The sequence below is a fragment of the Lysinibacillus sp. LZ02 genome (genome assembly GCF_050613145.1).
Lineage (GTDB): Bacteria > Bacillota > Bacilli > Bacillales_A > Planococcaceae > Lysinibacillus_B.
Window position 1 is genome coordinate 2,005,547 of the sequence record NZ_CP192507.1, and the last position, 14,568, is coordinate 2,020,114.

Here is a 14,568-nt window from a genome sequence, read left to right on the forward strand (position 1 = left end):
GGATTTCTTAAATAGTTTCATGTATTTTTAGCAGATGAGATAATTATTTAAATTGAAATCTATTTTGTCACAGCACCGCTGCTAAAGGTTTGGTTTTGGTAGTACATGTTTTTAACAAGTACATTTGGTCCTAAGCATTTGACGGCAGGGCAGTGACAGTTTAGCGATTTTGCCAAATCACTTTGTAGCCATTTGTCAAATACTTGAGGGAGTGTATTTGTTTGAATATTGCCAAGCGGTGGCGCATCACCAAAGTCAGTAACAATAACTTCACCAGAGAAAATATTGATGTTTAAACGAGAGCGGCCATCTGGATCATTTCGCATCGTCACATTTTTTGCATTACGTAGACGATTGAGCAATACTTGATCTTCTTCCTTCGTACTACAAGGGTAGAACGGTAATGTACCAAATAGCATCCATGTATTTTCATCTCGAATATCGAGTAAATGATGAATTGCCTCACGTGTTTCTTCTAGTGATAACGATGTTAAAGCACCAGCGAAGTCTGAGGGGTACATTGGGTGAATCTCGTGTCGTGCACATTTCATTTCGTGCACGATTTGATGGTGAATATGCTCTAAATACGGTAATGTCTTTTTATTTAGCATCGTTTCCGCTGATACCATGACTCCATTTTCTGCAAGCATACGGGAGTTTTCAATCATCCGCTTAAATAGGGCAGCACGTTGCTCAAACGTAGGCTTACGTTCCATCATCGCAAAGCCAGTTTCCACGAACTCTTCAACTGTTCCCCAGTTATGTGAAATATGTAGTACATCTAAATAAGGGGCAATTTGCATATAACGCTCGCCGTCAATCGTTAAATTGGAGTTCATCTGTGTGCGCACACCGCGGCTATGGGCGTATTGTAAAATCGGTAGCACATAATTTTGCACCGAGCGTTTACTTTGCATCGGTTCTCCACCAGTAATTGATAAAGTTTTTAAGTGTGGAATTTCATCTAAACGCTTTAAAATCAAGTCAATAGGCAGTGCATCTGGATCTTTCGTTTGCAAAGTATACCCAACTGCACAGTGAGCACATCGCATATTACAAAGCGTTGTCGTCGTAAATTCAATATTAGATAAAGTTAATCCGCCATGTTGTTCTATATCCATATAAGCTTCCCACGGATCATAACTTGGTGTAATTTTAGGCATTGTTATCATGTCAATCTTCCTTTCACGCCTTCCATTGTCTCATAAATTACTATAAGGGCAAAGATTTTTTCTGTAGTCGGAAAATTTAAAAAATAAAAGAAAGAGTAGTTCATATAAGAAATATTCATGTTTATGAAGTTAGACACCTACTCATATGATTTTAATGGTACTGAATATCCTTCAATGTGGAAGAAACAACAAAAACACCGTCTGCCATTTTCATTTCATCGATCTGCTTCACTAAGCCAAAGCCACGAACGAAATAACGGGATGTTTTAAAATCGTCTGTCTCCTTAACAACTTCAATTGCTTGTGTAAATGTTTGAAAAGGTGTTTCAACCGTTATATCTACAGCAGTAATGACCCAATGATCAAATGATGTATTCGGTTCAATTGGCAATACCATATACAGTTCCAGTGTAGGTAGTTTTACGATTTCTGCCACCGTAAGATTTGGTGAATTGATATCCTCATATACTAAATTGATTGCTTGATCGGTTATATGGTAAAGCCGGTACATTGTAACCCCGCCATTATCGATAATTGTTTGGACAATTGTCTCCGTTAACCACATCGTTTTTTCTGTAAAAGAGGCATATTCATTGCCTTCTCCTAAAAATGCCGCAGTTGTTTGATCTTCTTTAAAAAATAGCTGTAACGCTGTTGAATGTTCAAAAGCATTTTTATACCCTTCTTCCTCCTCATTGAAATGTTCATTTGAATCCTCCTCTGCTACTTGAGTACAAGCGACAAGGAAAAGGCTACATAAAAGTAAATATACATACTTCACAAGGTTCAAACCTTTCACTTTAGTTTAAAAACGCACATCTGTTGATCGGGAAAGGTATAGGAGAATAATTTATTTATAGGGATATTAAGTAGGAAGCTGAGAGATAAGGAAAAGAAAATGATGAAGCGAAATAACTGGAGTAAATGGCACCATTTTATGAATTCATTGCCATTGAATGTGATATACAGAAATAGTAATCTAAAAATTGGACATAAATTAAATTATTTTAATATATGTTTCGATAATGATAATTAGAATAGAAAGAGTGGATATTTTGAAAAAAATTCTTTATTCATTAATGGCTCTTCTGCTAGCTTGCAGTTTTGTAATACCTACTGAAACAGCAGCAAAGTCATTTACAGATGTCCCGGATACGCATGCCTATTTTGGCATGATTGATGTTATGAGTGAGCAAGGCATTATTAAAGGGTATGGTAATGAGGAATTTAAGCCGAACAGTACGATTTCTCGTGCACACGTAGCGGTCATGTTAAGCCGTGCTCTCGAATTAAAGCCGATTCGCCCGGCCATAACATTTAGTGATGTACCAACAACGCACGTTTATTATAACGAAATTATGGCGTTATACCGTGCGGGGATTGTGGACGGAACAAACGGGAAATACAATCCGGAAGGCTCTTTGACACGTGGTCAGCTTGCGAAAATTTTAACTAATGCCTTTGGGTTACAGCAACAGCACACATCAGCATTTAAAGATGTGCCAACAACTCATCATTTTAATCCGTACGTTGGGGCGCTTGCTGCAAACAACATAACAACAGGCTATGGTGACGGTTCATTTAAACCGAATACAACGCTGAGCCGTATGCACTTTGCCGTATTTATGTACCGTACGATGTATAAAGACTACCCGCAAATGCAAGTTCATTTTATCGACGTTGGTCAAGGGGATTCGATTTTTGTTCAATCACCAAATGGCAAGACGATGTTAATCGATGGTGGAACACGCGGGGCAGGGGACGATGTTGTTACATACTTAAAATCACTGGGTGTTTCAAGTATTGATTATGTTGTGGCGACACATCCAGATGCGGATCATATTGGTGGTTTAATCGATGTATTTGCAGCGTTTAAAGTACACCATTTTGTGAACAGCGGAAAAGATCATACGAGTGAGACATACGCGGATTTACTAGAAGCAGCTGTCAACGAAGGCTCTTCTTATATAGAGCCAAATCAAGGCGATAGCATTGCATTAGATAGTGCTGTTAACACACAAGTTGTTTACGCCAATAAAAATGCAAGCGCTAACAATGATGCTTCCCTCGTACTAAAGCTCACATATGGGAAAGTATCATTTATGCTAATGGGTGATGCAAGTAAAGAAATCGAAACAAAGATTGCTTCAACATATGATGTATCCGCGCAAATTTTAAAAGCAGGGCACCATGGTTCAAATACAAGCAGTGGCTTCAACTTTATGCAACAAGTAAACCCAAAAGCAGTTATGTTATCTTACGGTAAAGACAATAGTTACGGTCATCCGCATAGTGAAGTACTAGCAAATATGAACGCGATCGGTGCAAAAGGATATGCAACAGCGATGAGTGGCTCGATTATTGTATCAACAGATAGCGTGACATATTCTGTCAATGCGAAGCCGATGTCATCACAAAAGCCGCCTGAAAAGCCACCTATTGAAACAGGTGATCCATCTTCAGGTACTTACGTGATTCCGGGTGCACCAACATCATTCCAAAACTGTACAGAGATGCGTGCCTACTATCCAAATGGTGTAGTAAGTACACATCCAGCGTATGCAGCAAAACATGACCGAGATGGCGACAACTGGGCATGTGAAAGGTAAATAACACACGCAACCACAATCTTGAGAGTGTTCCCAAGGTTGTGGTTTTTTGTTCGTATACACATTCATAGGCTAGTGAAAAAATAGTACCTACAGATTTTAGAGGAGACAGCATAAACTGAAATCCATTTAGAAATAATAGAAGGGAGTCTAAGTAAAGAGGTGACAGTAATGGAAAATGAAATGCCACGTGAAAAAGGTATTGATCATAGCATTAGCCTTTTACAAGAAGGATATAAGTTTATTGTCAATAGACAAAGGCAATTGCACTCGAATGTTTTTGAGACGCGCATTTTAGGAAAAAAAGCTATTTGTATGATTGGGGAAGAAGCGGCTAGACTTTTTTACGATACAGATAAATTTCAACGCAGTGGTGCAGCGCCGAATCGTATCGTCCAAACGCTTTTTGGTGAAAATAGTGTCCAAACATTAGATGGGGTTGCACATCGTCACCGGAAAGAAATGTTGATGTCTGTCATGACAAAAGAAGAAGTGGAGCGCATTGTAGATATGACAAAGCTACAATGGGAACAATCTATCGACCAATGGAGTCAAAAGGATACAATCGTGTTTTATGATGAAATGAAGGAGCTACTATGTAAAGTCGCATTTCAATGGATTGGCTATCCGCTTCATGAGCAAGATACGAAAAGGCTGACAAAAGAATTAGCCGCAATGTTCGAAACACCTGCTGTATTTGGTGTAACACATTGGATTGGGAGAAGTTACCGGAATCAAGTGGAGAAAAATATACAGCAGCTCATACGAGATACGCGCGACGAAAAAATAAAGTTTCCTAAAAATTCAGTGCTTCACCAATTTGCATTTTATAAAGATACAGATGGCTATTTATTAGATGAAGAGACGGCAGCTGTTGAGATTATCAACTTACTTCGACCGATTGTGGCAATTGCCATTTATGCGAACTTTACACTACTTGCGCTTCACCAATTTCCAAAAGAAAAAGAAAAATTACAAAATTATCCGGATTATCCTCGCATGTTCGTACAAGAAGTGAGACGCTTTTATCCGTTCTTCCCATTTGTTGTAGCGACCGTAAAAAAAGATTTTACGTGGAACGGCTATGAATTTAAAGAAGGGACGATGACCTTACTCGATTTATATGGCACGAATCATGATCCAGCGTTGTGGGAAAATCCCGAGTCATTTTACCCTGAACGCTTTGCGAGCTGGCAAGGGAGCCCGTTTAGCTTTATCCCACAAGGTGGGGGCGATTATATTCTAGGGCATCGTTGCGCGGGTGAACAAATGACGATTGACATGCTGAAAGCGAGTTTAGATTATTTGGTCAATAAAATACAATACGATATTCCTGAACAAGATTTAAGCTTTGACTTAAACGACATCCCAAGTATTCCGAAAAGTAAAATCATTTTGGAGAATGTGCGAAGGGTAAGGGAGAATATACAGTAAAGCGAACAATATAGAGAGCTTAAACGGTTTTAGCTAAGTTTAGGCTCTTTTTTAATGTCTTTCTTTGGAATTTAAAGGGATTCGAGCTATTATTAAGTATATGAATTTGGAATTTTTTCGTAATAAAGAAAATTGAGCGTCTAATCGAACAACAGCTTTTTAAAATCGTAATTATATGAAATTGGAGGTTTAAAAATGCAATGTAAAGAGTATATTCAATGGACAAAAAATCATCATCAAAAGCAAGAGCGTGGTCCCATCTATTCACACTTTACTCAAAGTGTCATCGAAGAAGTGTTAAAGTTCCAGCAATCACATGTAGCTTATACGAAAACACCATTACATAGCTTGAAACAATTAGCAAAGAAATTGAATGTAGAAACGATTCATGTGAAGGATGAATCACAAAGATTTGGCTTAAACGCTTTTAAAGTGTTAGGAGGGGTTTATGCCATTGCGAAATACATAGCGGATACTTTGGCAATCCCGTTCGAAAATCTAACATTTGATGATTTAAAAAGTGAGGAAGTTAAAAAGAAGCTCGGGCAGTTAACATTTATCACAGCAACAGATGGTAATCATGGTCGCGGTGTAGCTTGGGCTGCACGCGAGCTTGGCCATCAATCCATCGTCTTTATGCCAAAAGGGTCTGCTCAGCAACGATTAGAGGCGATTCGTTCAGAAGGAGCGGAGGCACATATTTTAGAGCTTAACTATGATGATTGTGTCAGGGAATGCGCTAGATTAGCACAGACAAACGGTTATATAGTTATTCAAGATACAGCTTGGGATGGTTACGAACATATTCCTCTTTGGATTATGCAAGGATATGCCACAATCGGATTAGAGATTGCAGAGGAACTGCCAACTCCACCAACCCATATTTTTTTGCAGGCAGGTGTAGGTTCTTTTGCAGGTGCTATTACAGCATTTTTCCATCAACTATATTCAGATAATCCACCTAAAATCATCATTGTAGAAGCAGACCAAGCTGATTGTTATTATCAATCATTTTTGACAAAGGATGCTTCGATTCAATTTGTGACGGGAGATATGGCGACGATTATGGCAGGGTTAGCTTGTGGCGAACCGAACAAAGAGGCCTACCGTATTTTGAGTGATAGCGCCTTTGCGACGTTTTCTTGTGACGATACCATTTCAGCATTAGGCATGCGCATTTATGGAAATCCGTGCAACGGAGATCCTACTATTATATCGGGAGAATCAGGGGCTGTAACCCTCGGATTACTATATTATTTACAAAAGTTTCAGCAAGAAATAGGGAAAGAACTGGGTTTAGACGGGCAATCTCGCATATTACTTATATCAACTGAAGGCGATACAGACCTAGAACAATATGAAAAAGTAACATGGTTAGGACATTTTTCATTAAAGTAGGGGGAGCATCGTAACTTTAAGACAAAGAGAAAGGCGGAGGTCAAAATAAAATCAAAGTTGGTAATGGTTAATGTTATATGTAGCGGTTTTGTTGCATTATTAATCGCTTGGTTTTTTGCAGAAGGCGCATTAGGCGAAGCCAATGCGTTGACGCCAGAATTCTTTTTCATCTTACCGATATGGGCTATCGGGGTATTATTGATGTGGCGATTCGTTTTCAAAGACGGACCCGAAAATATCTCCCCTTTTAAGATGATAGTAAGTAACTTTCTACTTTGGTTAACGATTCCGCTTGGTTTAATGTTCGCGTTTCAGTTTATATAAGAAAAGGAGTAAGTTATTCTTTATTAGCGTAATGGAGTTATAGTGATGAGAAAAAGTCGATTCGGCTAGATAACCGAAATCGGCTTTTTTGTATGAGAATTCATTGCATGATAAAGTGAAACTTCAATCAGTGGGGATTTTGACGTACAGGACGTGCTAATGCCGACGTCGTCACACGGACGTGACGGATTTTAGTCGCCACTGATTGAGTAGAGGAACGCAAGCTAAGAACGCCACGTCGTGTGGCAATGCCTGCGTGACCAACGTCCTGTTGCCCTTAACCAATCGGGCTTTTAGGGGCAGTTGATCTCCCACCTATGCTTCTAGATTTTTCTTAAACCTTGAGGTGGGAGTCTTAATGCCCGTTAATGCGGGATAAAAAGAATATCATAATGATTCGCTAAAAGTGGCGAATAATATCATTAATTCATCGAATTCAGCAATAGAAATAGCGCAAAATAAAGGAGAATAGTATGACGAAGAAAGTGGATGTTTGTGCATTATGCAAGCGAACGGAAGTGGAAACAACAGAGCATCATTTAATTCCAAGAGAAGAAGGCGGGAATCATGGACCAACGGCTTTTCTTTGCATTCCTTGCCATAAAAATATCCATGCTTTATATACGAATAAGGAATTAGCAATCAGATTAAATTCAATTGAAGCACTAAAAGCAGATGAAAAAGTGTGGAAATTCGTAAAATGGATTAGAAAGCAGCCCGCTTCTACATTAGTTAAAACAAAACGCTCCAAAAATACGCCAAGTAGAAGGTAAAATAGGGGGCAACGCTAGGAGCACGTCATCAACAGTATGTCGAGTCTCTCTAAAGTACATGGTAAAATAGGCATTAGTAACGATCCATCTTATAGCGAACCTAAGGAAGGGACTACATACATGGACATCAAAATCAATCATAAAATCATAAAAGAAATGTGCGGTACGGTCTCCTTCAAAAGAGGGGATGCTTATTATCGCGCAAATAAAGTAACGATTCACGCCGATAGCGCAGACCGATGTACAGCTACTGTGAAAGGTGCAGAAGACTTCCATGTCACAATTGAAAAAGATTCGCTTGGGCGTATTCAGACGTCTTGTAGCTGTCCTACACTTGTGAATTTCAGTAAGAGCTGTCAGCATGTTGCGGCTGTTTTGTTTGCCATAGATGAACGGAAACGACAGGGGAGTACGCCGTCTGATGCACCAGCCGAACAATTGCATGAGCTTCCACTGCCAGAGGGGATTATGACACTTTTTCAGGATGGACCGATACGAAAAAGTCGGCATCAGCTGCATTTTGAAAAAAGACAAGTACTGGATGTACAGTTTACGCTGAAGCCTTGTACGACCGTGAACGGGCAATACTTGTTTGGTATGGAACTATCTATCGGTCAAACGAAGATTACACATATTCGAGAGTTTCTACAACATGTTCAGTTAGGGAGACGTTGTGCATTATCGCCTACACTCATCTATAATCCAAGTGAACATTGCTTTAACGATGAAATAGACGCAGTGTTGCATCAACTCATTAAAATTGTCCAGGATGAAAAGGCTTTTTCTGACGCTTTACCGCACGAGACCGTCTTACTAATTCCACCATCTGCTTGGAGAGGGCTTACTTCTTTACTAACCCAAATGCCAGCCTTATTCATTGAACAGGAAGGACAAGCTACTCAGCCATTACGCATTGTAGACGGGGCTCCACCGTTACAATTTATAGTAGAAGAGATAAACGGTGAATATCAATTGACGATTCAAGGCTTCGAGCGAATGCTGCTTTTCAGTGCGTATGATGCTGTATTAATCGATGGCTCTGTATTTCAGTTAGATAGCCAGGATTGTGAACGATTAATGGAATTACAGCACATGCTAACACCAAGTACAAATCACGTACCTATTCCACATGAACAACTGGATATGTTTTTGAACAAAGTCGTACCGGGTTTGAGGAAAATTGGCCAAGTTAACTTGTCACAACAGTTAACAGAGGAGATGAGGAAAACACCACTTGTTGCTAAGCTTTACTTAGATCGCTTGAAAAATAGACTGCTAGCGGGACTAGAATTTCATTATGAACATGTGGTGATTCAACCATTGGACAGCGCTGAGCATCCAGTAGGTCCGATGATGATTCGAGATTACCGGAAGGAACAAGAAATTCTTGAGATTATGGAGCAAAGCGGCTTTACGAAAACGGATGGCGGTTATTTCATGCAAAATGAACAATTGGAATATGACTTTTTATATCACGTTCTTCCTAACCTTCAGCCACGTGCTCAAATTTATGCAACAACGGCTGTTCGCAATCGACTCGTCAATAAAAGTGTGTTTCCTAAAATTGTCGTAAAGGTAAAGAAGGAGCGAACAAATTGGTTGGAATTCAAATTTCAAATGGACGGCATTTCAGATAAGCAAGTGAAGGAGATTTTACAAGCACTTGAAGTAAAGCAAAAATATTATCGCTTACCAAACGACTCCTTGCTATCGCTTGAAACAAAAGAAATGGAAGAAATACGCCGCTTCTTGCTGACAGGGCCAGTTCAAGATGACCATTATGAAGCGACTTTCAATATGCCGATACTCGAAAGCCTGAAATTTTTGGAGTTGATTGGTGACAGCGAAGTGTTTACGCCAGCGGAATCATTCCGCCAGTTTGTAGATCAATTATTGCATCCAGAGACGTTGGATTTCGACGTACCACCAAGCTTAGCGGGCATTTTAAGAGACTATCAAAAGCAAGGGTTTAAATGGATGAAGCAACTGGCCAGCTTCGGATTTGGTGGTGTTTTAGCCGATGATATGGGACTTGGGAAAACGGTGCAAAGTATTGCGTTTATCGTTTCAGAACTAGCCAACATACGAGCGAGTAAGCAGCCGGTGCTCATTGTGTGCCCGTCCTCGTTAATGTATAACTGGCTACACGAAATAATGCAATTTGCACCTGACCTACAAGCAATCGTCATCGATGGGGGGCAAGCTATTCGAAGAGAGCTACAACGAAATCTTGATGATATCGATGTACTTATTACATCGTATCCGTTACTCCGCCGTGATGTAGCATGGTATGAGCAGCAAATGTTTCACACGGTGTTCTTTGATGAGGCGCAAGCGTTTAAAAATCCGTTAACTCAAACGGCGCGAGTGGTCAAAAAGATAAAAGCCGATTATCGTTTTGGGCTGACAGGAACACCAGTGGAAAATAATCAGGAAGAGCTTTGGTCGATTTATCATGTCATTTTCCCACAGCTATTCCAAGGACTACAGGAATACAGTTATTTAACAAGGAAAGCAATTGCGCGGAGGGTTCGACCATTTTTACTCCGTCGTCTAAAAGAAGAGGTGCTTACGGAGCTACCTGGTAAAAACGAAGCGCTTGAAATGTCAGAGCTACTGCCTGAGCAAAAGCAACTGTATGCGGCCTTATTAGCAAAGCTTCGAGTCGATACATTGAAGCACCTCGACAAGGACACGTTTCGGAAAAATCGCATTCGTATTTTAGCTGGCTTAACGAGACTACGCCAAATTTGCTGCCACCCGAGCTTGTTTGTCGATGGCTATAAAGGAAGCTCCGCGAAATTTGAGCAGTTACTACAAATATTGGAGGAATCGAGGCTTTCCGGCAGAAGAGTGTTGATTTTCTCGCAGTTTACGAAAATGCTGGAACTCATTGGGCGAGAGATGACGATGCGCGGTCAATCGTATTTCTATTTAGACGGTCAAACGCCTTCAGCGGAACGAGTCGAACTGTGCAATCGTTTTAATGACGAAGAGCGGGATCTATTTTTGATTTCATTAAAAGCAGGGGGCACAGGGCTGAATTTAACGGGTGCTGACACTGTTATCCTTTACGATCTTTGGTGGAACCCTGCAGTAGAGGCACAAGCAGCGGACCGTGCATATCGAATGGGTCAAAAAAACACCGTACAAGTCATTAAGCTCATCGCCCGCGGCACAATCGAAGAAAAAATGAATGAGCTTCAAGAAAAAAAGCGCCATCTTATTGCAGATATCATCGAATTTGATGAAAAGACTTCAGGTGCTTTAACGGAAGAGGATATTCGGGAGATTTTGAGGGTTTAGGGGATAGCTGGCTTTATAAAGTTTAGTAGTGCTTATCTAAATATGCTTCTTTAAGAGCAAAAAGCAACGACTTTTATTATGTAAAGAGCAATGTGAGAGGGGGTCTCATATTGCTTTTTTGTATTTAAATAGAGAGTTAAAATCCTTTTAATTCTCAATCGTTAATAGAGGATTTGCTGCTCAAATCTTTCAAATGGCTAATAACTTAATGGATTACAGTTACTTCAATGCCATTGTAATATTCATAGTATCAGGTATGAATATGTCCAAAATATATTTTTTCACACCTTAACATTCTAAAAATAATAGAAGATTAACAACGAGACTGTTGCTAGTTTTGAATAGACATCTCGGTCAGTGGCATCTGACAATAAATTCATTTGTTTTAAATATTGGTTCACTACAAATGAGATCGTATAGTTAATACTAATCTTTCGTTTGTCTAAAAAAATGTACATAAGCCTTCTTTTTTTCCATTGACTAAAAAAGTTGCACGAGGTAAAATTCTGTTATTGATGGTGTATTAAATTCACCTGCTTGTAATTTTTTAATGAATGAAGAGATAAGGCTAAATTTTAGATAATGGACTTTTGTTGGGCTATGGAAACCTTTTGAAAAAGATTAATAAAATAAATAATAAGAATTGTATCGATCAAAACGCATCCAAAAGAAAAATTATAACAATTTTTGTAAGACGGTGGTGTGATTAAGGAAGAAGAGTATCGTTCAATCGTTAATAAGCTTTAGCCAAATAACGCGAAAAAATTTAAACATTGAAAATAATGGATGAAGATTAGATATAAACTGCTTTTTTTTGCCTTTAAATTTTCCGTCGGGAAACATTTATTCTTAGGGGAAATCGAAATTTAGTTCCATAATTGTTTTAGGGTTAGCATCGATTCCGTTTGAGGTTGACTTGTTTGTATCGCGTAAAATTCAACATTACCGGTACTAGGTAGTAAAACTGTAAATGGAGGCTTTGTATGTCTTAGCCATGATGGAGTTAGTAATTAATTGAGTGGAGGAATAAAAGATGTGTTTGTCCAATGGATTAAAACCGTTGTCTGAATGTTCATATGGAGAATGTTTTGTTATCCATGATTTGAAACTTGAAGGGGTAATGAGAAGGAGATTATTAGATTTGGGTTTTGTAAAAGGTGCTGAGATAACGGTTCTTCAAAAAAGTCCCTTAGGAGATCCTACGGCATTTCGTGTCAGTGAAACAACGGTAGCGCTTCGAAAAGAACAAAGTTCAAAAATACTTGGTGTAGTGGTAGGGGGGATATAGGTGAAAGTAAATCGAATTGCCCTAGCTGGTAACCCGAATACAGGGAAAAGTACATTGTTCAATACTTTAACGGGCTTAAAACAACATACAGGCAATTGGCCAGGGAAAACGGTAGTTCTTGCAGAAGGGACATTTCAACATCAAGGGGAAGATTATCTTCTGATTGATTTACCAGGCACTTATTCATTGTTTTCTAATTCAAGTGATGAAGAGGTTGCAAGGGACTACATCGTATTTGAAAAGCCTGATGCGACCCTCGTAGTGTTAGATGGTACAGCATTGGAGCGAAATCTTAATCTAGCACTTCAAGTTTTAGAGATGACAGATAATGTAATCATTTGTATTAATCTTATTGATGAAGCAGAGAAAAAAGGGATTGTGATTGACGAAAAAATCCTGTCGTCTAAGCTTGGTGTTCCTGTTGTCAAGATAGCGGCACGAAATAAACAAGGAATCGATACTTTACTTGATACTTTAGCAAAGTTGCTGAGGGGTGAAATTCAAACAAAGCCTTATCAACTGACATATCCGCTAGAAATTGAAGAACAAATAAGTAAATTAGAATCTAAAGTAAGAGAGTTGATAGGTAATGATTACCCATCAAGGTGGATGGCACTGAGACTTTTAGATGGAGATGAGGCGTTACTAAATAAGCTTCACGAACAAATAAAGACGAAAGGAAGAGAGGTAAAGCCTTATGAGTTCGGAAATGCCATTAAATCGTAATTCATTAGAGAGTTTAATGAATGAAGGAAGATCAAATATAAATGCAGAGATCAGGGATGATATTGTAAGCAGTATTTATGCTACAAGTAAATCGTTATGTAAGGAAGCGGTAAGCTATCAGAAAGAAAAGTCTAACCGATCAGATACTTTGGATGCAATATTTACTTCTAAACTCTTAGGTTTCCCTATTATGCTATTAATGCTTGGTGTAGTATTTTACGTTACCATTGCAGGTGCAAATGTACCTTCTTCCATGCTTGCTGAGGGCTTTGGTTGGGCAGAAGGAAAACTCACAATGGCTTTTCAAGCAATCAATGCACCAGAATGGCTACACGGAGTGCTAGTTCTTGGGCTGTTTAGAGGAACAGGATGGGTGATAAGTGTCATGCTGCCGCCAATGGCTATATTTTTCCCGATCTTCGCTTTATTAGAGAATTATGGTTATTTGCCAAGGGTTGCTTTTAATATGGACCGTTTATTTCAACGGGCAGGTGGGCATGGCAAACAATCACTCACTATGGCAATGGGTTTCGGGTGTAACGCAGCAGCTATTATGTCAACGAGAATTATAGAATCACCAAGAGAGAGAATGCTGGCAATTTTAACGAACAATTTTGTCCCATGTAACGGAAGATGGCCAACGTTAATTTTACTAGCTTCTCTATTCATGACAGCTGGTTTTGCTGGTGCAGCGGGTACATTAGCAACAGCGGGTATATTAATGGGCTTCGTTCTTTTTGGAGTTGTTGTTACTTTAAGCGTATCTTGGGTACTATCTAAAACGGCTTTAAAAGGAGTTCCCTCTCATTACACATTGGAACTTCCCCCTTTTAGAAGACCTAAGATTATTAATACTATAGTAAGAGCAAGTATTGATAAAGCCTGGAATGTCTTAAAAAGAGCAGTAATAGTAGCGGCTCCGGCGTCCATTATTACATGGATTTTAGCTAATGTGTTTATTGGCGATACAAGTATATTAATGTATTTTATTAACTTCCTAGATCCATTTGGAAAGGCTTTGGGATTAGATGGATTCATCCTAGCCGCCTTTATCCTAGGGCTACCTGCCAACGAAATTGTAATTCCAATCCTTATCATGGCTTATTTATCTCAAGGGGCTATGCTGGAAATTGACGATTTAGGCAAGTTAAAGCAAGTGTTTATAGACCACGGCTGGACTTGGTTAACAGCATTAAATATGATGTTATTTTCATTATTGCACTATCCATGCGGAACGACACTATTAAATATTTATAAAGAAACAAAAAGTAAAAAATGGACCTTTATGTCATTTGCGATTCCAACAGCTATCGCCATCGGAGTTACATTCCTTACAGCGACTGTTGCTAGACTATTTGGCTGGGTTTAAAAAACTATTATATATTTTGGAAGCTGTGGAAAGTATGGTAGCTTCAGACTGTAGATAAATTCAAAGAAATTTGAATTTGCCTACAGTCTTTTTTAATAAATGGTGATGAACCGTCAATTTCCGCTCCAACACTCGTTTTCTACGTACGGTTGAGCATCAAAAATTCTCG

11 protein-coding genes are annotated in these 14,568 nt (G+C 39.1%); 9 read left to right on the forward strand and 2 right to left on the reverse strand.

Going from position 1 to position 14,568, the window contains the following annotated elements:
- Positions 1-59: 59 nt before the first annotated feature.
- Together yfkAB and ACQQ2I_RS09805 are read right to left on the reverse strand one after the other, a co-directional pair.
- Positions 60-1,172: a radical SAM/CxCxxxxC motif protein YfkAB gene (gene yfkAB, locus ACQQ2I_RS09800; RefSeq protein WP_431030331.1), complete on the reverse strand. Its 1,113-nt coding sequence runs from the start codon at positions 1,170-1,172 to the stop codon at positions 60-62.
- 151 nt (positions 1,173-1,323) lie between these two features.
- A complete protein-coding gene (locus ACQQ2I_RS09805; RefSeq protein ID WP_431030332.1) occupies positions 1,324-1,953 on the reverse strand; it encodes a hypothetical protein in 630 nt (209 codons plus the stop codon).
- 265 nt (positions 1,954-2,218) lie between these two features.
- Between ACQQ2I_RS09805 and ACQQ2I_RS09810 the strand changes: the two genes are divergently transcribed.
- From ACQQ2I_RS09810 to ACQQ2I_RS09850, 9 genes are all read left to right on the forward strand, one after another.
- Positions 2,219-3,781: an S-layer homology domain-containing protein gene (locus tag ACQQ2I_RS09810; RefSeq protein ID WP_431030333.1), complete on the forward strand. Its 1,563-nt coding sequence runs from the start codon at positions 2,219-2,221 to the stop codon at positions 3,779-3,781.
- A 171-nt stretch (positions 3,782-3,952) separates the two neighbouring features.
- On the forward strand, positions 3,953-5,215 hold the full coding sequence (locus ACQQ2I_RS09815) for a cytochrome P450 (RefSeq protein WP_431030334.1): 1,263 nt from the start codon (positions 3,953-3,955) through the stop codon (positions 5,213-5,215).
- A gap of 195 nt (positions 5,216-5,410) precedes the next feature.
- Positions 5,411-6,613, forward strand: a complete 1,203-nt coding sequence (gene dpaL / locus ACQQ2I_RS09820; RefSeq protein WP_431030335.1) for a diaminopropionate ammonia-lyase — start codon at positions 5,411-5,413, stop codon at positions 6,611-6,613.
- 63 nt (positions 6,614-6,676) lie between these two features.
- Positions 6,677-6,937: a hypothetical protein gene (locus tag ACQQ2I_RS09825; protein ID WP_431030336.1), complete on the forward strand. Its 261-nt coding sequence runs from the start codon at positions 6,677-6,679 to the stop codon at positions 6,935-6,937.
- Positions 6,938-7,410: 473 nt separating this feature from the next.
- On the forward strand, positions 7,411-7,710 hold the full coding sequence (locus ACQQ2I_RS09830; RefSeq protein ID WP_431030337.1) for an HNH endonuclease: 300 nt from the start codon (positions 7,411-7,413) through the stop codon (positions 7,708-7,710).
- A 120-nt stretch (positions 7,711-7,830) separates the two neighbouring features.
- Complete coding sequence (locus ACQQ2I_RS09835; protein WP_431030338.1) at positions 7,831-11,016, forward strand: SNF2 helicase associated domain-containing protein; 3,186 nt, start codon at positions 7,831-7,833, stop codon at positions 11,014-11,016.
- A gap of 1,033 nt (positions 11,017-12,049) precedes the next feature.
- On the forward strand, positions 12,050-12,304 hold the full coding sequence (locus tag ACQQ2I_RS09840) for a FeoA family protein (RefSeq protein ID WP_431030339.1): 255 nt from the start codon (positions 12,050-12,052) through the stop codon (positions 12,302-12,304).
- A complete protein-coding gene (locus ACQQ2I_RS09845) occupies positions 12,305-13,030 on the forward strand; it encodes a FeoB small GTPase domain-containing protein (protein WP_431030340.1) in 726 nt (241 codons plus the stop codon). It begins immediately after the preceding gene.
- Between the two features lie 16 nt (positions 13,031-13,046).
- Positions 13,047-14,399 (forward strand): nucleoside recognition domain-containing protein, encoded by a 1,353-nt coding sequence (locus tag ACQQ2I_RS09850; protein ID WP_431030490.1) that lies wholly within the window; start codon positions 13,047-13,049, stop codon positions 14,397-14,399.
- The last annotated feature ends 169 nt before the right edge of the window (positions 14,400-14,568 follow it).